The organism is uncultured Succiniclasticum sp. (assembly GCF_902793885.1).
In the GTDB taxonomy this organism is placed as follows: domain Bacteria; phylum Bacillota; class Negativicutes; order Acidaminococcales; family Acidaminococcaceae; genus Succiniclasticum.
Map to the genome: position 1 here is coordinate 163572 of NZ_CADBFF010000001.1, position 19021 is coordinate 182592.

The window sequence follows — 19021 nt, forward strand, 5'->3', positions numbered from 1 at the left end:
GCGGAGGTTGAAACAGGCATGATAGAACCGGTATTACGCTGGCCAGGAGCCAAATGGAGAATTGCGCCGTGGATAGTAAACATGTTTCCCCGGCACGAAGTATATTTGGAACCGTTTTTTGGCAGCGGGGCTGTATTTTTTAATAAAAGTCCGTCCGGTACCGAAACCATAAATGACATTGACGGGGAAATCATAAATCTGTTTTCCGTATGCCGGGACTGCCCGGAAGAATTGGCAAAGCGCATTGAAATGACTCCGTATGGCCGAGATGAATATCTTGCGTCACTTGAACCGTTAGAGTATGTGGACCCGGTGGAAGCAGCCCGCCGGTTCCTGGTGAGAACGTGGCAGGGCTTTGGCGGCAAAACAAACCGGCAGGCATCATGGGCGCACGACAGAACCAATTTAGTATTCAGGCCAAAATACTGGTCGATATTACCGGACCGGATTTTAAACGTAGTAACCAGGCTGAAACAAGTACAGATAGAGTGCATGAACGCGCTGGAACTGATTCCCATGTACAACAGCAAAAACACTCTTTTGTATGTGGACCCGCCATACCTGAAAAGAGACAGAACAAACCTACATTACCGGCACGAGTTTTCTTCGGTAAGTGAACATGAACAGCTTTTAGAGTTATGTTTACAGCACAAGGGACCCTGCATCATTAGTGCTTATGATGATCCCATTTATGAAGCCGCATTATCAGACTGGGATAAAAAGTGTATGCAAGTCGCTACCAACGCAGGCGGCAGCGCAAAAGAAATAGTGTTTTTAAACCCAAAGGTTACATTTGAGCAGAGATTATTTTAAAGAAAGGTGGTAAGGCATATGAGAAAAGACGAGTTTTTAAACAAGTTCAGAAAGATTTTGGATGATATGTGGGAACTGGTTCAAAAGAAGAATCAGCAATACGGGGATATGGACGCACTGGCTAATTTTAAAACCGGCGCACAGATTATGTACCCGAACGGACCGGCAGATTTTCCCGGCATGTACAAAGTACTTCAGGGCTATATGAATAAGCATGTTGCCCACGTTTACAACAACTGCATTGACGGCGAGAAGGTGAGGGAGAGCCTGGGCGATATCGTCGTTTACAGTATTATCGGCATGATTATGATAGATGCCGACAAAGAACGGCGCGAAGGAGCCACAAACGAAGCATGTGCAAAAGAAAACGAGTGCAAATGCTGTTGTGACGACTGCGAAACGAAGAAACAGGGAAGTGTCGGAGTTTTCGCAATCAGCAAGGAAGATTTTGAAAAGATGGGGCCTGACATTATCGGGAAGGTGATTGCAAAAATCATCGAAAAGGAGACAAAAGGGAATGAATGAATGTATCGAGTTTGGCCGACTTGTGAAAGACCCGGATGTGCGGTATGCGCAGAACGGAAAGGCCGTGACCGGTTTTACTGTCGCCGTGACGAGAAATTATAAGAACCAGCAAGGCAAGTATGATGCTGATTACATCCCATGTGTTGCGTTCGATAAGAAAGCGGAATTGATAGGCAATAACTTCGGCAAGGGAGACAAGATATTGGTTAAAGGGTCCTTGCGCACGGAGCATTGGCAGGACAAGAAGACCGGTCAGAACAAATCTGCCCTGCGGCTGTACGTGGATGATTTCAACTTCGTGGAGAACAAGCAGCAGACACAGCAGGGCGACGGATTCAGCGCAATGGGTACGGAAATGCCTATGGATGAACTGGATAATTTTTAGGGATTGCGAGGTGACAAAAATGGTTACGGTGGCTTCCAACGAACAGGGCATGACAATCACTCTTGTTGTCAACGGAGAACCTGTACCGCAAGGCAGGCCGCGCTTCTCTTCGCACGGTGGATTTGTAAAAGCGTTTGACCCGAAGAAGAGTGTAGACTATAAGAACCTGATTAAGGCATATACCAAAGACGTATACGCCAACATGCCGAGTTTCAAACCGTTCGACGATGCTATTAGCATCAATGTGAATGTGTTCCGCAATATCCCCAAAAGCTTTTCCAAAAAAGCCAGGGAAGCGGCCTTGGCGGCCTTGATAAGGCCGACTACCCGCCCGGACGGGGATAACTACCTTAAAGGCGTTTTGGACGCGCTCAACGGTATTTTGTGGACAGATGATGCACGTATCGTAGATATGAGTTGCCACAAGTATTATAGCGAACAGCCCCGTTTAGAAGTAACTATCTGCTCTCACAGTAAGGCAGGATAAGAAATTGGAATACCAGCAGGATATAGATTCTTTAATCGAATTTATTCTGTGCCATGCAGAAGATATCCGAGTCTGCGTGGAGCAGAAGAGGGAAGACGACAACGGACATGGCCATACCGGCGGCGGGACTACCGGGCACATGCGGGTATCGGATCCGACGGCGTTGAAAGCTATCCGGGCTGTGGAACCGATAGCCTATATCCATTGCCCATATGGACCGGCAATCAATAACAAACGTGACGAACGGTATATTCCAAAACCGGAGAAGTGGTTACTGGTAGAAGCGGCGACGCGTAAACGCTTCTATGACGACTGCGCGGATGGCGTGACAAAACATATATATCGTAGCCGTTACCTGATGGGCGATTATATGGAAAACTGGCGGCAGACGTGTATGAGACATGTGCCACGTATATCGAAAGGCACATATTATACCACACGGTCCAGCATCTTGTTTTATGCTCACCAGTATGCTTACAACATTGGCCTGATATCTCCGTTTGGGAAACTTTATTAAAAGACATAAAAAAATTACCTACCGGGTAATATTCCCGGTAGGCTTTTTTTGTTTTTACTCTTCGTCCGAAGGCACGGGCTTGCCGTTCCGTAACTCGTCCAGGAAGTTTTGCAGGGCTTCGGCTTCTGCATCCGTTACCCAAAAACTTTTTGTGTGGCGTCTCTGACCGTCTGACGGTCTGCCGGTTTGGTTCGGGCGTGGCCCTCCCCAGTTAGGATTATACGTCTGTTTCTTGTTTTTCTTTTTTCCGGTCATGGTTCCTCACGTTCCTTTCATGCACCTGCCTTTGCGTCCAGTGCGCTCATAACATACCGGGAAGCGCGCATCCCGTTATCATTGAACTGCCGTACCCACGTGGAGCGGGTGTGCGACCATTTGAAGCCATTGCTTTTGAGCAGGCTCCGCACATTTTCTTCAGGCTTTCCGTCGAACTCAAACTGACAGCGGTTATCGTCCACGAAAAAGCGGTACAGGTCTGTTTCCCTTTCCAGTGCTTCGGTATCCGTATCTCTCGTTCTCCGGATTTCCGCAAGGCGTTCTTCCAGGCGGCGGATATTGGCGTTGTTGTTCTGCAATGCGTAGGAAGGGAAGCCGAGACGCCCGCAAAAGTCAGGCGTGCGCAGGTCCTTAATCTGCTGTTCGGTAAATCCCTGTTCTTTCAATTGTGCATTGCCTTTTTCCACGTCCTTCAGGCGAATGGCCTTGTTGGCGTTCCTCATGCGCTCTTGCAGGTTCTTCAGCTTCGCAATTTTAGCTTCCAGTTTCTCGGTGGCGTTTACGTCGGTGCTTTTGATTACTTCGTTATACATAGTGAATCTCCTTTCATTTTACCAATATTATCTTGATTTTACAATAGGCTATACAAGATTATCTAACCGCATTACCGAAGCCCGAAGGCTACGTTACTCTGCGTCAGGTTCCGGGAGCATGTCGTTCAGCACACTCAAGACTTCGCTACATTTTTCCGCGTATATCATATTGTCGCGAACCAGTTTCAGTCCGTTTTCCGGTAACTGGTGCGACCATACGTTGACACATTCATCGGGTTCTGCGGTCACTGCCCTGTCTACCTTTTCTTTCAGTCTCTGCAGGTCTTTGATGAGGTATTCAAGGCTATCGCTTACCATTTTGTACCGGGTCTGTCTTTTTCCTCCGTATTCGTCCATGATTCTCTTGATTTCTAATCCGTTCATTGCTATGGTCTCCTTTCTTTTACCATCCGTAGTTTTCCAGTTCTTTTTCCAACATTTTGATTTCGTTTTCACAGACCGGAACCAGCTGGCTTTCCGGGCAGTCTGTGATGAATTTACGTAACTCTTCCAGCCGTTCTATTGCCTTTTCTGCGTTCAGCACGATTTGCACTCCTTTCTTAATCCCACCAGCCGTTGTTGTCGGCTTCCTGTACTGTTTCGTTGGCTCTGTCGTAGCCTTTTTTGCGCGCTTCGGTGATTCCCTCTGCCGGGATCCCCATCATCTTTGCAAGCGTTTCCTTTGTCAGACGTCTTTCTGTGTACATTGTTTCGCGCCGCCTGTCTTCTGCCGATTCTTCGATAGGCATCCTCAGTATTTTGGAACCCAGGTACAATTCTGCTTCTGCGCACTGCTCAATTTCTTTCAGCACCTGCCGTTTTTCGGTTGCCGTGGCTTTGATTACCTCTCCCATGCTTAGTGCTCCTTTCTTTTGTTAAGGTTATTGGTTCTCCACCGTTCGAAGAGTTCCTTGCCGTTGATAGCGGCTTCTCCCCGTGCTTTGGGGACAACGGTCTTTTGGTCGTTAGCGTTCAGGCAGCGTATCATGGCGTTAGATACAGCAAGGTGCACGTGGTATTTTTCCTCAAAATACTTCCGGTCGCTCTCTCTGATTTTTATTTCATCTTGGTGCAGAATGTTGTCATACATCACAGCCCAGGCGTAAGCGTCGGCATATCCTTTCAGGACGTTTTCTTTCAGTTTATTCATGGTGGTGTCTCCTTTCTTAAATCTCAATGGTCATTCCGGCCAGTGCTATAATCAGTACAGCTATTGTGTATAACGTCTCTTTGTCTTTCTCGTTCATGATATTGCTCCTTCCCTCAACCGCCTGCCATCGTCAGTACCGGGCGGCGATTCCCGGCAGACTGCCCGGAGTAACCGGGCAGTTTCGGCTATCATCATACTGCTTTTTGCTCCATGTCCTTCCTTGCCTTAAAACTGGCTTTGATTTCCATTTCTCTCGGCAAAGTTTCGGAAAAGTATTCCGTCAACCATTCGACGTTCTTTTCGTTCAGTTCTCCTCTGTGAAGCATGGCGTACAGGTAACCGACAATCGCTCCATTGCTGTTGGCCGTACGCTTTGCCCTGTGTTCCGGTTTAACTTTGGTTACACTCTTCATCATTGCGATATTCCGGGCTTCTGCTTCCAAAAAGATTTTGTCGTTGATGTTCAGTTTTTCGGTGTGCATGTTCATAATCATCATGTTATTCCTCCTCGTCACTATCGCTATCTGCGTAGCTTACTTCGTATTCGATACCGGCTTCTTTCATTGCCGCTTCTAACCAGTCGCCGTAGCACTCGCACTCTGCTTCGGGTACAGGCTCGAACCAGTCGTCGTAAGCCTTTCTCAGCGTCTGTACTGCGTCTGCGCGGTCTTTGTCGTCGACCGTGAAGGTCACGTCCATCCAGTCATTCATATCGCTGTATACGTTGATGTGGCTTTTTCCGCCGTATGAGTAGGTGTGTATCATGTTTCATGCTCCTTTCGCTTGGCCTGTCTCATCAGTGCCGGTGGGCTGGTTCCGGCAGACCGGGCATTGCGCCCGGTTTCGACTATTCAAACAGGTGATTCATTACGTCGGTGATTATTGCTGTTCCGCTATCTCCGCTGATGCAGATTTTCTTTGGGTATCCGCCTTTCCATGTTACTATGGCCCATTCCTCGGAGTTTTTATCCATCAGATACGTGATTTTCTCAATATCGCTACCGTATCTCGTCAGTTTCAAAGTTTCGCACAGGGCTTCAAGAATTCTCGCTTTGTCTTCGTACATGTTCATTCTCCTTTCATCAAAACCCGTTGGCTTCTGCGATTTCATTGATTTCGTCTTCGTACCGGTTCAGGATTTCCGCGACTTCGCTCTGCGTCATGAAGTCCAGCATGATTTGGCATCCTACCAGCTTCTCCCGGATGTACTCTTTCCCATCGTCCATCCATTCTTTCAGGTATTCCTTCCAGGATTCCGTCTGTTCTTGTTTCCAGTTCCGGCTTTCCGCTTCGATGTTCACGTACTCGTCAAGGCTGTAGAACTTGTACTCGGTATTCCCGCTGATGGTTCCTGCTCCCCAGGCGCGGAGCCGTTTCTCTGTAAATCCCTTTGGCTGATATTTCATTTCATTTCTCCTTTCGTTTTTTATCTTGCTTTTCTATTGCTTGGCAAGAATAGAATAGCATATCCTATCTTGATTGTCAATAGGAAAACAAGATAATTTTTAAAGATTTTTTCGTGTAGGTTCGCAAAGCCGCATGAATACTGGGTTTGAAGCATTAAAAATTTTTCGATGTAAACAATATTTCACATTGCATTTTGGAATGGAATAGCGTTTTTACTGGGTTCTATGATATAATCAGTGCGGAAGCAGAATAGAAAACACACATACAACGCGGTTTCGGGCTGGGTGAGAGCAGCTTGGAACTGCGTTTTTCTATGTCTGTTCCCATTCTCTTTTTCTTCCCTTCCAGTGCGCTTTCGTGCTTAAATCCAGTCCAGTTTAGGCAGGAAGCGCACATTAGGGAAACAAGATAAAAGAGCATGGCCTTATTTCAACGTAAAACGCTCGTAGGCGCGTTTGGCCGTGTTTCGCAACATAGTTATCACATAGCGCCAATTAAGGCCGTTGTGGCCTGTTTTGCGACGTTTTTATTTTCGGCGGAGCATCATAGTTAAACTTGGAACCAGGTAGAACAGAGATGATTCCCATTTTCTCATTGAGAAATAGGGATATATCTCTAATTACAGTGTTTCACTATGTGAAAAGCTGAAAACTAATTAAATAATTAATAATTATTTATTTTTATTAATAAATTATTTATTTTTAATCATTTATTTATTTTTTTTGGAAGAGTAGAACTGAGTGAGAAAGTAAAATCCCGGTCACGTTTTTGCTAAAACCGCTACACAACTATTAAAAACACGTGGAAAGCAAGATTATCCGGTGCGAAGCGAGAATCGGCGCAAAATTGGAATCGGCATCGTGTTTTGACGTCCAGTGTCAGCGTTACTGACATCAGATGTCACAAATTGGGAAGCGTTCTTGCTTATTAAAGCGATTCAATTCCAGACGGGAAGCGGGATTCAGAAATTGTCAGACGATTTGAGAGCAGGTTTACACTTTTTAAAAATTTCAATTCAAAAGTGTAACTTTTTACATAAGGTATCTTATCGGACGTAAATTTGAACAAAAATTTTCAAAAATGATGGACTGAAAAATGGACGACATTAGAAAATCGAAGCAGTACATCTTGGGAAGCGGGATATCCGCAGCACGCCAGGGCGAAGCGAGAAGTTACCCGAAGCGCATTTCATGGGGGAAGGAATGGCAGGATGCAAGATTCAATGACGAGTTCGGCTATCATTACTGGCTCAACGAGGTGCCAGTGAGGATATTTCCGGCCTGTGGGCTGCCGAAGATAACCAAAGCAGAGAAGGCGAACCTTTACGATTGCGCTCTGCTCATGGAAGCGGAAACAAATATGCTCTCTTATCGGTGCAATGACAACTGGTATAAACCGTTGACCATTCCCATGCTGGCCCAAAGGCTGGAATTATCCGAGAGACAGACGTACAGATTCCTCTCCAGCATGTACGAAAAACGAATCATGGCGAGCGAACAGGGGAGAATTTACATGAATCCGTGTTATTTCTTCCGTGGTCGCTATCTTTCGTACCACTTATTCCGTCTTTTTGAGACAGATTTGCGGTCCATTCTCCCGCAATGGGTCGTTGACAGGTATGACGGCAAGGGGTATTAGCACTTAAAACTACGTTTTAACAGGGGTAACAGGCGTCAAAGCGTGGGGGAACCGTGCGGGCGGCGGCGGGGCGCGCGGGGGCGCGCATATAATCCGTAGGAATTTTTTTAAAATTCCAACCTTAGACCCCCTACCCCGAACACATGTGAGGGGTAGGGTATTGAACACACAGCCCCCTCTCAATAAATTTGTGAAATTTTTCTATAACTGGTGGGCGCGAATGGCAAATTTCCATGTACTGATCCACAAGTTAATAAAGGCGGTGCGGCTGCAATATGACATAGTGCTGCTGTATAGCACGGAGCAGAAAGTTTCTGATGAAACGGGGAAGGTTTATACGGTCTATTCGCTGTCGTTGAGCATGACGACGGAAGAATACAATGAACGGTTCCCGAACCAGCGGAAGAATCCGAAGATACATAAATCTCGTTATGCGTCGCTCCTCTTGATACGGACTGTCAAGCAGGGAGAGTTATTCAATTTTTTACATAAAGAGATTTGGAACAAGCTGAACAGCGGGGAAATGTATGAACAAGGGAAGAGAGAAATCGCAAAAATTAGAAGTCGATATTATCCTGGACGCCGCGAAGGAACAGGCGGTAGTGAGGGAGTATTACAAGACGCATCTCCTGGCGAAGAGTTATCAGGCGGTGTTCCCAAAGACAAGTGAAGCGGTCGCGCGGGAGCGGTGCAAAGAGATACTGCGGAAACCGGAGAACATCCAGTACATGCAGGATTTGATAGACCGGAACGCCGCGAAGGGCTATGCTTCACTGGACCGGGTAAAGTCGTTCCTGACGGAAGTTATGGAAGGAAAGGTGTCTGACCAGTTCGGGCTGGAAGCGTCTCTTGCTGACCGTATTAAAGCGGCGGAAGATATCATACGCTGCGAGGGAGGCTTCAAAGATAAGTCCGAAGTCAGAGTCAACGTGAACGTGGCCGACATGCTCAAAGCGGCACGGGAACGGGCTACGGCAAGACAACTGCCGAAAGCTGCTGAAATAATCGATGTTACCCCCACGGGGTCCGTAAAATGAGGGGCGGGGCAAAGGTGGTCAAATGGCAAAAAAATTTCAGGAATTCTCCCCGGACAATAAAGCGGCGGTCGCCGCGTTCCTGGGGGAATTTGCGCATGATCCGGTTGGTTTCGTATGGGCTGCGTTTCCGTGGGGCGAGGGTGAACTGCAAGGGCAGACGCCTCAGGAATGGCAACTGGAACTGCTGGATGATGTAGGAAAAGGGCTGAAAACAATAGCGCAGGTAATCCGGGAAGCGGTGGCATCCGGCAACGGTATCGGAAAATCGGCGCTGGTAAGCTGGTTGATACTATGGGCCATATCCACGTATGAGGACACAAAAGGCGTGGTGACGGCCAATACCGATACACAGCTTCGGACAAAGACGTGGGCGGAACTGGCGAAATGGCATAGACTGTTTATCGGCAACCCGCTTTTTGAATATACGGCAACGTCGCTGTACTCCAGTGACCCGGCCCATGAAAAAACGTGGCGCATAGACGCTATTCCCTGGTCCGAGCAGAACCCGGAAGCGTTTGCCGGTCTGCATAACCAGGGCAGACGGATTTTAATCATCTTCGATGAAGCGTCGGCTATCGCTGATGTGATATGGGAGACTGTCGAAGGTGCAACAACTGATGCGAATACAGAAATTTTATGGTGTTGTTTCGGCAACCCGACGCGTCCGAATGGGCGCTTTTTTGATTGCTTTAATAAATTCCGTAACTTTTGGCATCAGAAACAGATAGATTCCCGGACCGTCCGCATTTCCAACAAAAAACAGTTGGAAGAGTGGGTGGAAGAATGGGGCCTTGACAGTGACTTCGTGAAAGTCCACGTATTAGGCGAGTTCCCGAACGCTGCCACGAACCAGCTGATAAGCCGGACGCTGGTGGAAGAAGCCATGAAACGGGGGAGAAAGTTCGGCATGGAAAATACCGCCGACAACGAACCCGTGGTGATCGGCGTTGACCCGGCCTGGACCGGTGAAGATACGCTGGTGGTGTATCTGCGCAAAGGAAATTATTGCAAAGTCCTGTGGGAATTGAAAAACAACAACGACGATTCCCGTGTGGCTGAAAAGCTGGCCTATTTCCAGGACGAATACAGCATGTCAAAGGGATTTATCGACCAGGGCTACGGGACCGGCATCTATTCCGTGCTGAAAAGCATGGGCCGGGCCGACGCATGGGAACTGATACCCTTTGCAGGAAAGCCGGTGGACGACTATTACGCCAATAAGCGGGCCGAAATGTGGTCTGAACTGAAAAAATGGCTCAAAGAGGGCGGCACGCTGGAGAATAAGCAGGAACTTATGACCGACCTGACCGGCCCGGAAGCATCCATCAACCGCAGAGGAAAGCTGCAACTGGAAAGCAAGGACGATATGAAGAAACGGGGGCTTGCTTCCCCGAACTTCGGTGACGCATTGGCCCTTACCTTCGCACAACCGGTGTTGTTGAACAAACGGGCACGGTTCGCAAAGCTGCGGAAACAAGGGAAAATGCGAAAATACGGCAGTATGTGACACGAAAAATCAACAAAAAAGGACAAAAAGCGCGCGAAGCGCTATTTTTTATGCCTTTTTTCATAAAAAACAAGAGCAAAGGGGGAAAAGAATATGTTTTTACGTAGTTTTGGGAGAATAAAAACATCCAGCATCACTCTCTCAAGCACGGCACAGAAGCTGGCCAGCACGGAAGTACTGGAAGAACGTATGGACAATGGCCGCATTGCGCTGGAAGTAAACAATACAGAGGGCGAAGCTGCGGCCTATATCGGAGACGAGAACGTGACAACGACAACCGGTATCCCGGTTCCTGCTGGGCAGACCCGGATTTTCCCGGTACAGCAGGGATGTGCTGCCAATATTTACGGTGTCGGCAGCGGAGCGGTGATTATTGCCGAGTATTTTTAATCGGGCGGTGAAAATATGAGCATAGCAGAAGGCAACGGCCTCGACTTTACCGCAAAACTGAATGATTCACAGGCCAGCGTCGCCCAAGGGCAGGGCATCGGGAACACACCCATGATTCACCCAAACATGAAACCGATAGATTTTCTGACCATGTCGGCTTCCCCGGATGAAAAAACCGAAGAAATATCACTGGATACACTGAAAAAGGCTGAAATTGAAAAGATCATGAAGGCTTTTGATACCGGAAAGGACGTAGCCAACAACTATTTTGACGGAACTATCCGTCCACGGTTGGAGGAGCGCCGGGAAATGTATCTGGCGAAGAAGGAACATTACGAGCATAAATTCCCCAGGCTGTCCGAAACATCAGAATTTTGCTCCCGGGATATCAAAAGCACTATCAAATGGATGCTGCCGTCGCTGGTGGAGCCGTTTTTAGGCACGGACGACCCTGTGGATATACGGGCGGTCAAAATCGACGACGACGAAAAGGCCAAAAAGGTGCAGCAGCTTCTGAAATACCAATTGCAGCGGAAGAACGCCTACCCGGCTTTCATTGAAAGCGAGTGGAAGGACGCCCTGAAATATAACTGGTGCGTCGCAAAGGTGTGGTGGAAGCGGGAAGTGGAGCGCAAACGCTATAAACAGATGATTTCTTCCCGGGATACTGAGTACGTTATCCTGCTGGAACAGGAAGAAGCCGCCGGCAACGTGGAGATTGTGGACGTAAAACCGTTGAAGGAAGCGCCTGATATCGCCATCCTGACCTTTGATAAGGTAACGGTCACGGCCAACCACCCCGTGGTGCAGTATATGTCACCGGACGAACTGCGCTACACACCGGACGGGCGCAATGTGCAGGACGCTAAATTTATCGCACACAGAAAAATCGTCAATGGCGACTACCTGAAACAAAAAGAAGACGAGGGAGTCTACAAAAACGTGGACAAGGCCATGCGGGATTATCAAAACGGTAACGGTGACACCCATCCGGACGAATTGCAGGTACTCTCTAACAGGGAATTGGACACCATAGGCACCCGGTTAAGCGACGACGACCTTGCTTCGCAACAATTTGAATTGTACGAGTGCTATTTGCACGTTGATTACAACAATGACGGGCGTTTTGAGAGCATTATCGTCCACGCTATCGGCGAAACGCCTATCCGTATCTCGAAAAATGATATGGATATGGCTCCGTTCTTTACTTTCTCTGTCGAATCAGACCCGATTAACGCATTTAATGAGAACGAGGGCTTCACAGACGACCTGGAACAGATGCAGGACCTGAAGACGGCCATTTTCAGGCAAATTATTACCAATGTGGCAAAAAATAACAGCCCGCAGACGTTCCTTAACAACAATGTAGATATCGATGCACTGATTAACAACGATGAATATGTGCTGTGTGACACTACGGACAACCCGGCGACACAAGTTTCCGTCGGCGGGCAGCTTCCTATCAGTCCGTTGTCAATGGAAGTCGTGCAGTATGCACAAAACGAGATAGAAGCGCAATCCGGCAGCACCCGGTATAACCAGGGGCTGGACAGCAATTCGCTCAATAAGACGGCGACCGGTCTGACAGCCATCTTAGGACAGGCCGAAAAGCGCATGAAGCAAATGTCCCGCATGTATGCGGAAGACTTCATCGTGCCGATATTCAAATACATTATCCTGCTGAATCAGAAGTACATGGACCAGGAGCAGCTTATCCGGCTGACCAATGAGAACATTGTCATTACCAAAGATGAACTGAACATCGATTATCACCTGATTATCAACGTCGGGCTGGGACCGGGCACCAAAGAAGCCATGATCCAGTACCTGATGGTGATGATTAATCAGATTTACCCGATTTTGGCGCAAGCGGGACTGATTACGCCGAACTCATGGTACAACATCGTGACAGAACTGCTGGAGAAGATGGGCATCCGCAATGTGGCCAATTACATTCTTGACCCGAACAGCAAGGAAGCGGAAGCGTTCAAGGCTGAACAGGAAGAAAAGGCCAAACAGGCGGCCATGATGCAGATGCAGGCTGAAATGCAAAAGGCGCAGATGGAAATTGAAAAAGCGCGGCAGCCCCATACCAGCATCAGTATTTCTTATGACGAACTACCGCCCAAGGCACAACTGGACTTGCTGCAGATACTGGGCGCGAAGGTCAATACCGAAGATATCATTCAGAAGGAGGAATTAGAGAGTGTTAAGGAAGCAAATAAGAAACCCAGCGTACCGCCAACTCCGCAAGGAACTGGTGGAAATCGGGACAATGGAAGACCGGCAGGCTAAAAAGCGGGCGCGTGAAGCCGCCCTGATGAAAGTCGTTGACTTCGGGAACAAGGCCAAAGAAGCCAAAGAAATTATTGACATCTTTTTGGACGGTGTAGAGGACTTGACACTAAAAACCCTTAACGAAACCAGCGACCCGGAAACACTGCTGGGAATCAAGATGTATTACAAGGCTTGTCTCATGCTGGAAAAAGAATTTTCCACCATGATTAACGAAGCGATGATTAAGCGTAAGACGTTAGAGGAACTCAAAAAGAGGAAGGGAGAATAAGAAATGAAAAAGGAATTGTTCAAAATCATCATGCAGTTACACGGCGAAGGCGAACCGGCATCCGCTACCCCGGCACCGCAGGGCGGCGCTCCGTCAACAGAACCGGCCCCGGACGGTGGCGGCAGCCCCGCCCCTGCCAATGAGAATAATGACGGCGGCAGTCCTGCCCCGGTACCCGGCGGCGAAAAGGTTATCGCTACATCGGAAAAAGGCTCTTTCAAACTGGTATATAACGAACGTACCGGCATGAACGAAGTCGTTTCCACCATGCCGAAACAACCGGAAAAAGAGGAAGAGGACGAGGACGACGACACGCCCCCGGCAGATAATACCCAGCAGGATGACGGCAACCAGCCCCCCGCCCAGCAGCAACAGCAGCAAACGCCCCCGCAGCAGAAAAACGGTTACGAGGGAAACGAACTGCTAAAAATCATGCAGCAGGTACAGGCCGGTAACATGCCGCAGGTACAACAGCAACAGCCCCCGGCTGCAAATCCTACTGCAGAATATACGGCAGAGGAATTACAGAACGCTATGCGGGCCGGTGTTGTGGACGAAAACCGGATTCCCATTCAGTTCCGGGCCAGTTATTACACCGCTATGGCAAGGGCGCAGCAGCAGGCCGCCCAGCAGCAACAGCAACCGCAGCAGCAGGACAACGGCAAGGGAAACAATGCGCAGGAATTCTATGCGGAAGTAAACCGGATGGCCGAAGACCGGGCCATGAAGGAGATCGGTATCACAAAAGACGAACTGGATGTAGCGCCTTATACGGATGATGAAGAACTGAAAAACAAATTCAGCGCTTACAATACCGCCGTAGAGAATAACAAGTCGCAGATTTTACAGGCCGTCGATACCATTCAGCGCCAGCAGAGGGCCGCTGCTGCGGATACCCAACTGGCGTATCAGACTATCGCTGCTTTTGCTGCCGAGATGCGGCAAAAAGATAAGAACTTTGATGAAATCGACAAGTACATGCTGGCACGTATCGATTCTATGCCGCATAAAGAAGCGGCAAAAATCGTGCCGGTTATCGAAAAGGCAAGAGCGGGAAGGCTGTCTATGGCAGACCTGCCTGTGTTCCAGGAGATGTACAACCAGGCAAGGATGGAATACTATTCCAAAAAGACCGGCGTTCCGCTTGCCCCGCAACCGGCCCATGTGGAAGCACCCGGAAACGGCAAGGAACCGCCGAAAAAGGCTCCCGATTTAAGCGCTTTAGGCTCAATGGACGAACGTGCAAAAAGACGCGCTATCGGACAGCTGGTAGGCAACATGTTTAAACAGTAATTGAATAATCAGGCATAGAACCGCCGCAAAGGGGTCCGGAGCATTGATTCAGGACTACTTTGACGGCGGTTTTATAATAAAAAATTTTAAGAAGGAGTGATTAATCATGGCAGTAACTCGTGACCCTGGTCCGTCTGCAAATCAGAGTCATACTTACGACGCTTGGGGTCTTGATGAAGACATTTCCCCGATTGTTACAAGTCTGACACCGGACGAAACCCCTATTTTTTCCAGCACCCCTGACGGCCCTAATGCAGTAGAACCGTCATATAGCTGGCCCACTGAAGAACTGCACCCGCCGCAAGTGAACAAACACCTGGAGAAAGAGGATTACAACAGCCACCCGGTTGGCAGCATGGAATCCCTGGACAACGTGGTGCAGATTTTCATGACATCCGGCTACGTGACCGATATGCAGCGTAAAGCGCGTAAGGTCTACAAAGGCGGTGACGACGAATTCGACCGTCAACTGACAAAAGCGTTCAAGGAACACGCTCGGGATATTGAGTATGCGTTCCTGAACAACGACCAAAAGGTTGCAGGAACTTCCGCAGTAGCGGCAATGACCGGCGGCCTGCCGTACTTCATGGCAAAGAAAACCCTGTCCGTAAGCAACGTGAACACCTCTACCGGTGCTATTACGACTTCTGCGGCACACAACCTGAAGACCGGTGACTTCGTGTACTTCGATGCGGCTACCATGCCGACCGGGCTGAAGAAGAACACGCTGTATTATGTGCGCCTGGATGCCACAACCCCGGCGACCATTTTCACCATCTTCACATCTATGAAAGCAGCAGTGGAGAACGTAACGGCAAAACAGGTTATTCCGTCCGCTGCTGGCAGCACTGTTGTTGTAGTCCTGAACAACGTGAAGGATCTGAACAACGAGCGGGACTTCACCGTGGCAGATATCAACGCGGCTATGGAGATGGCGTACCGTCGTGGCGGCGATCCGCACACCATGTGGGCGTCTCCGAGAAACAAAGCGCGGTTCAGCGAAATTGTCAACGCAATGAGCTACACAACCCGCAAATCCGGCGAAAAGAAGAGCAATCTGATTGCTTCTACGCTGGAAACCGACTTCGGTGTGATTACCTGCAAGCCGCACCGTTGGTTCCCCAACGATATGCTGCTCCTGCTGGATAATCAGTACCTGGAGAAGAAATGGTTCGCACGTACCCGCAAAGTGCCCGGACTGGCTAAAAAAGGTAACTACAGTGAGTTCGTAATTGAATCCACACTGGGACTGAAATTTGACCAGCCCCTGTCTTCTGCCGCTATTTACAACATCAAAGAGGAATAATCTTCTTTGGCATATTGATAGAGAAACGGCACACAACCCGAAAGCCCCGTCTGTTCGATTCAAGAGAAACAGGCGGGGCTTTTACTGTAAAAGAAAGAGAGAATGAAAAAATGGACAACAGGTATCCGATTGACAATAAAGATTCCAATATCTGCTATCAGGATCTGACCACGGAGTGGGACGAGTTCGGCAAGGCCCGTTACCACTTACAGACGAGGGTATCGCTGGACGAAGCCATACGGCAGGTACAGTTTGATAACGAAAGATTAGGCGGGCGGCTTGGAAAAGGCAGTGACGAAGTGATAATTCAGGCGGAAATTCCGCTGGAATTATGGGCGCTTGACCCGCTGCTGAAAAGGGCTGCTTTTTTCAGGGAGCACGGCGACATAGCACATTTTACGCATTACTTCAAGATGTTTTTGGATTTACAGCCACAGTTAGCGCCGGACTTCCAAAAACGGATATACACCGTAAGGTAGGGTGATAGTTATGGCGATAAAAGTTAAGAAACTGGTGCGGGATATCCGTAATAAGGTTAAAGACATGGACGAAGTGACGTACAGCGACTTTGATATTCAGGACGCTTTGAATGAGTGCATCAGCTACTTCAACATGGATAAGGCGTTGCGCAGCAGCGATTTTTTGGAGAAGCGTAAATACTTCAACCAGGAAGATATGAACGCGGCAGTAGTGGCACACAACGAAGCGCACCCTGACGACCTGCAAGAACTATACAATTTTCCTGTTACAGGAGTGGAATTACCGGACGACCTTATTAAATTTGTGGACATTATCCGGGCGAAGGACGGGTATCACATGCACCCGGTTCCGTCTATCGAAAACATAAGCCCGCACACGACCGCAACGTATAAGGTGACAGACGGCAGGATTTACACAAATACCGACTTTTACCTGTTGTACCGGGGCGAAATTGACAAGCTGGAATTTGAGGACCTGTCCAGTGACGAAGCGGAAATCGCTTTACCGCCGTTCCTGAAGAGTATCCTGGTGAAAATCACGGTGATGATTCTGACAGGCAACCCGGAAACGGATACGCTGATGCAGGAGATCAACCGGGTAACCAATAACCTGATACCCGGCAGAAGAGTATCCGGCATAAAAGCCCGGATGCCGTTTAAAGTGTAGGTGATTTTTATGGAAGTAAGAGAAGCGCTGATTCAAATCCGGCACATCATAAACGACAAAGACGAATTGGAACTGGAAGATGAAGAATTGCTCATGTACCTGAACAAAGCCATTCAGTATGTGTCAAGCTATCTGATTCAGGCCAACAGTCCATTAATCGTGCAGGATATGACGGTCAGTACCGAGACTGCAGACTTGCCTAAAAACTATGTAAAGACAGCGGGTGGTTTTCCGGTAAAGGTTACAGGAAACACGCTGAAATGGTTGGACTACGAAGCAGGAAAGACACTGAAACTGCGTTATTTTGCGACGTATGAACTGGTGGAGATGGACGGCGAGATGCCGTTCCACCATGATGCACTGAACCAGCAGACCATACAGGCGGCGGCTATTTTCGCACTGAACCAGGTAGAAGCGGATATTAGCCAGGATAAGGCGATTTTGGACGAAATCAATGCGGCGCTGGCTAATGTTATCGGCGGGGCGGTGATGGAACAATGAAACCGGCAACCAAACACCCGGACCAGCAGACCGTAATGCTGTCTGACTTTTCCGGCGGCCTGAACACTTCCGTAACAGATGAACTCATTTCCGAAAAGCAGCTTTGGAAAGTGGCCAATATGGAAGTGGACGAAAACAACGGCGTGCTTCGGACCGTAAAGGGAACAACGGAGTTGTTCGACTTCACGGATGCAAACGTGGCGTTTAAGGCCATGGCCTACGACGTGATTAACAAAGTGGTGCTACTGTTCGGCAGAGATAAAAGCATTCGGGCGTATTTCCTGAAGGAAAACACGACACGGACTATCGGAACACTGGACGGCGATTCGGAAATCGTCACTACTCCGTGGGAAGATGGCCTGTTAATTGCCAGCGGCGGTTACCTGCAATATGCACGATTCCCGGAAGGGGACACCACAAAACTGTACACGGACTACTTTGTGGGAACTATCAATGAAGGTGAGGACGTACCGAAAGTATGCAAGGGCGTGTTCGTGCGCTCCGGGCGCGTGCTGACATTCGACGCAGAAGATACGCTGCTGTATTCCGGCGTGGGCGACGAGACGAACTGGACGCAGGACACCAACGACCCGTCGGCTTCCCTGTTCGTGCAAATCGGGTACAAGGTAGGCGGCAAGATTATCGGTATCATCAACCTGTCAACAGACCTGCTGATTATCAAAGACAACGGCATGGTATTCCGGTTACGGAACGAATACCCGGACTGGCAAATATCAGAATTGGGCCGAAACATTTACTGCAAAGGACCGGCGGCGTTCTGTGCGCTGGGCAATGCGGTATTAATGGCTGGTTCCACCAGCTTACAGGAGATTCAGACCACACAGGACTACGGCGATATGCGCCCGCAGGAAATGGGCGGCCAGGTACGCAACGAAATTAAAACCCTGTCCCCGGACGTAAAGGTACGATTCTTACCGGCGATACATCAGGTATGGTTCATTGACGATAGCCAGTATGTACTGGTTTTCGATGCTTCTACCGGCGTATTCACGGAACGGTATTTCAATAGTGAAGTGGTGGACGCCTTATGTGTGGACAGCAAGGTTTTCATTGCCAAACGGGAAAGGCTCTGCCTGCTGAATGAAAGCGACGAATTCAAGGACGACGGCAAGGCGCTGGTAGCACGGGCGCACTTTAAGACAGACGCAGCCTTGCGTGACCAGTTAATAAAATCCGTCGCATTGTCTATCACGCCGCTGACCAGTTTCTACAACGACGTAAAAGGATGCGCGCTGCACGTTTCACGTGTAACGCTGCCGTTCCCGAAGCGCAGGGCGACTAAAGACGGACAGCGTATGCAAAAGACCGGTTTATCCGTTGCGGTGAAAGAACCGCAAAGCACACCGGGATATGACGGCGACGATGAAGTGTTCCTGAATTATGAAGCGGTAACACCGGGACGAAGCGTCTTATATAAGAAACGGCAGATATGCAGGGACGAAGCGATACGTGTTTCGTTGGAAGCAACGGGATTCCCGTTCTACCTGAATTTCATTTCATACGACAAAGTGGAGGTATAGGAA

General features: G+C 48.8%; 27 protein-coding genes and 2 other RNA genes. 17 read left to right on the forward strand and 12 right to left on the reverse strand.

Translation table 11 applies throughout. From position 1 onward, the window contains the following. Positions 1 to 18 precede the first annotated feature (18 nt). The 5 genes from QZV31_RS00855 to QZV31_RS00875 are packed head-to-tail and all read left to right on the forward strand — an operon-like array spanning position 19 to position 2727. Positions 19 to 813, forward strand: coding sequence for a DNA adenine methylase (locus QZV31_RS00855; RefSeq protein WP_295356820.1), 795 nt, complete (start codon positions 19 to 21; stop codon positions 811 to 813). Positions 814 to 831: 18 nt separating this feature from the next. Continuing rightward, complete coding sequence (locus QZV31_RS00860) at positions 832 to 1338, forward strand: hypothetical protein (RefSeq protein WP_295356823.1); 507 nt, start codon at positions 832 to 834, stop codon at positions 1336 to 1338. Then, positions 1331 to 1723 carry a single-stranded DNA-binding protein gene (locus QZV31_RS00865; protein ID WP_295356827.1) on the forward strand — a complete coding sequence of 131 codons (393 nt, stop codon included), beginning with the start codon at positions 1331 to 1333 and terminating at the stop codon, positions 1721 to 1723. The genes QZV31_RS00860 and QZV31_RS00865 overlap by 8 nt, the downstream gene beginning before the upstream one ends. Further along, complete coding sequence (locus tag QZV31_RS00870; protein ID WP_295356830.1) at positions 1704 to 2210, forward strand: RusA family crossover junction endodeoxyribonuclease; 507 nt, start codon at positions 1704 to 1706, stop codon at positions 2208 to 2210. The genes QZV31_RS00865 and QZV31_RS00870 overlap by 20 nt, the downstream gene beginning before the upstream one ends. Positions 2211 to 2214: 4 nt before the next feature. Further along, on the forward strand, positions 2215 to 2727 hold the full coding sequence (locus tag QZV31_RS00875; RefSeq protein WP_295356833.1) for a hypothetical protein: 513 nt from the start codon (positions 2215 to 2217) through the stop codon (positions 2725 to 2727). 54 nt (positions 2728 to 2781) lie between these two features. On the opposite strand, the gene QZV31_RS00880 is transcribed toward QZV31_RS00875, so the two are convergent. The 12 genes from QZV31_RS00880 to QZV31_RS00935 all read right to left on the reverse strand — a co-directional run bounded on the left by QZV31_RS00880 (position 2782) and on the right by QZV31_RS00935 (position 6092). Continuing rightward, positions 2782 to 2982 carry a hypothetical protein gene (locus QZV31_RS00880; protein ID WP_295356836.1) on the reverse strand — a complete coding sequence of 67 codons (201 nt, stop codon included), beginning with the start codon at positions 2980 to 2982 and terminating at the stop codon, positions 2782 to 2784. 17 nt (positions 2983 to 2999) lie between these two features. Next, positions 3000 to 3536: a hypothetical protein gene (locus QZV31_RS00885; RefSeq protein WP_295356839.1), complete on the reverse strand. Its 537-nt coding sequence runs from the start codon at positions 3534 to 3536 to the stop codon at positions 3000 to 3002. A 93-nt stretch (positions 3537 to 3629) separates the two neighbouring features. Further along, entirely contained in the window at positions 3630 to 3920 is a 291-nt protein-coding gene (locus QZV31_RS00890) for a hypothetical protein (RefSeq protein ID WP_295356842.1), read from the reverse strand. 19 nt (positions 3921 to 3939) lie between these two features. Beyond that, positions 3940 to 4080 (reverse strand): hypothetical protein, encoded by a 141-nt coding sequence (locus QZV31_RS00895; protein WP_295356845.1) that lies wholly within the window; start codon positions 4078 to 4080, stop codon positions 3940 to 3942. A gap of 16 nt (positions 4081 to 4096) precedes the next feature. Then, entirely contained in the window at positions 4097 to 4390 is a 294-nt protein-coding gene (locus QZV31_RS00900) for a hypothetical protein (RefSeq protein WP_295356848.1), read from the reverse strand. 2 nt (positions 4391 to 4392) lie between these two features. Next, positions 4393 to 4686 (reverse strand): hypothetical protein, encoded by a 294-nt coding sequence (locus QZV31_RS00905; RefSeq protein ID WP_295356851.1) that lies wholly within the window; start codon positions 4684 to 4686, stop codon positions 4393 to 4395. 115 nt (positions 4687 to 4801) lie between these two features. After that, positions 4802 to 4873, reverse strand: an RNA gene (locus QZV31_RS00910) — hammerhead ribozyme type II. Positions 4874 to 4877: 4 nt separating this feature from the next. Beyond that, the gene (locus QZV31_RS00915) at positions 4878 to 5183 is read right to left on the reverse strand and encodes a hypothetical protein (protein WP_295356853.1); all 306 of its coding nucleotides are present in this window, start codon (positions 5181 to 5183) and stop codon (positions 4878 to 4880) included. Position 5184: 1 nt separating this feature from the next. Then, complete coding sequence (locus tag QZV31_RS00920) at positions 5185 to 5451, reverse strand: hypothetical protein (protein ID WP_295356855.1); 267 nt, start codon at positions 5449 to 5451, stop codon at positions 5185 to 5187. A 17-nt stretch (positions 5452 to 5468) separates the two neighbouring features. Then, an RNA gene (locus QZV31_RS00925) (hammerhead ribozyme type II) lies at positions 5469 to 5535 on the reverse strand. Then, positions 5534 to 5752 carry a hypothetical protein gene (locus QZV31_RS00930; protein WP_295356858.1) on the reverse strand — a complete coding sequence of 73 codons (219 nt, stop codon included), beginning with the start codon at positions 5750 to 5752 and terminating at the stop codon, positions 5534 to 5536. The genes QZV31_RS00925 and QZV31_RS00930 overlap by 2 nt, the downstream gene beginning before the upstream one ends. A 16-nt stretch (positions 5753 to 5768) precedes the next feature. Then, a complete protein-coding gene (locus tag QZV31_RS00935) occupies positions 5769 to 6092 on the reverse strand; it encodes a hypothetical protein (protein ID WP_295356861.1) in 324 nt (107 codons plus the stop codon). A gap of 1096 nt (positions 6093 to 7188) precedes the next feature. On the opposite strand from QZV31_RS00935, the gene QZV31_RS00940 reads away from it, so the two are divergent. The 12 genes from QZV31_RS00940 (at position 7189) to QZV31_RS00995 (ending at position 19018) form a co-directional block, all read left to right on the forward strand. Then, on the forward strand, positions 7189 to 7731 hold the full coding sequence (locus tag QZV31_RS00940; protein WP_295356864.1) for a hypothetical protein: 543 nt from the start codon (positions 7189 to 7191) through the stop codon (positions 7729 to 7731). A 527-nt stretch (positions 7732 to 8258) separates the two neighbouring features. Then, positions 8259 to 8768, forward strand: a complete 510-nt coding sequence (locus QZV31_RS00945) for a hypothetical protein (protein WP_295356867.1) — start codon at positions 8259 to 8261, stop codon at positions 8766 to 8768. Positions 8769 to 8790: 22 nt separating this feature from the next. Beyond that, on the forward strand, positions 8791 to 10275 hold the full coding sequence (locus tag QZV31_RS00950; RefSeq protein WP_295356870.1) for a terminase: 1485 nt from the start codon (positions 8791 to 8793) through the stop codon (positions 10273 to 10275). A 93-nt stretch (positions 10276 to 10368) separates the two neighbouring features. After that, a complete protein-coding gene (locus QZV31_RS00955; RefSeq protein ID WP_295356873.1) occupies positions 10369 to 10665 on the forward strand; it encodes a hypothetical protein in 297 nt (98 codons plus the stop codon). 15 nt (positions 10666 to 10680) lie between these two features. Then, entirely contained in the window at positions 10681 to 12960 is a 2280-nt protein-coding gene (locus QZV31_RS00960; protein ID WP_295356876.1) for a hypothetical protein, read from the forward strand. Then, positions 12941 to 13231: a hypothetical protein gene (locus QZV31_RS00965; protein ID WP_295356879.1), complete on the forward strand. Its 291-nt coding sequence runs from the start codon at positions 12941 to 12943 to the stop codon at positions 13229 to 13231. The genes QZV31_RS00960 and QZV31_RS00965 overlap by 20 nt, the downstream gene beginning before the upstream one ends. A gap of 3 nt (positions 13232 to 13234) precedes the next feature. Continuing rightward, positions 13235 to 14524, forward strand: a complete 1290-nt coding sequence (locus QZV31_RS00970; RefSeq protein ID WP_295356882.1) for a hypothetical protein — start codon at positions 13235 to 13237, stop codon at positions 14522 to 14524. Positions 14525 to 14630: 106 nt separating this feature from the next. After that, complete coding sequence (locus QZV31_RS00975) at positions 14631 to 15830, forward strand: DUF5309 family protein (RefSeq protein ID WP_295356885.1); 1200 nt, start codon at positions 14631 to 14633, stop codon at positions 15828 to 15830. Positions 15831 to 15940: 110 nt separating this feature from the next. Beyond that, on the forward strand, positions 15941 to 16309 hold the full coding sequence (locus QZV31_RS00980; RefSeq protein ID WP_295356888.1) for a hypothetical protein: 369 nt from the start codon (positions 15941 to 15943) through the stop codon (positions 16307 to 16309). Between the two features lie 10 nt (positions 16310 to 16319). Then, the gene (locus tag QZV31_RS00985) at positions 16320 to 16976 is read left to right on the forward strand and encodes a hypothetical protein (protein WP_295356891.1); all 657 of its coding nucleotides are present in this window, start codon (positions 16320 to 16322) and stop codon (positions 16974 to 16976) included. Between the two features lie 9 nt (positions 16977 to 16985). Further along, entirely contained in the window at positions 16986 to 17477 is a 492-nt protein-coding gene (locus QZV31_RS00990; protein WP_295356894.1) for a hypothetical protein, read from the forward strand. Then, positions 17474 to 19018 (forward strand): hypothetical protein, encoded by a 1545-nt coding sequence (locus tag QZV31_RS00995; RefSeq protein ID WP_295356897.1) that lies wholly within the window; start codon positions 17474 to 17476, stop codon positions 19016 to 19018. The genes QZV31_RS00990 and QZV31_RS00995 overlap by 4 nt, the downstream gene beginning before the upstream one ends. Positions 19019 to 19021 lie beyond the last annotated feature (3 nt).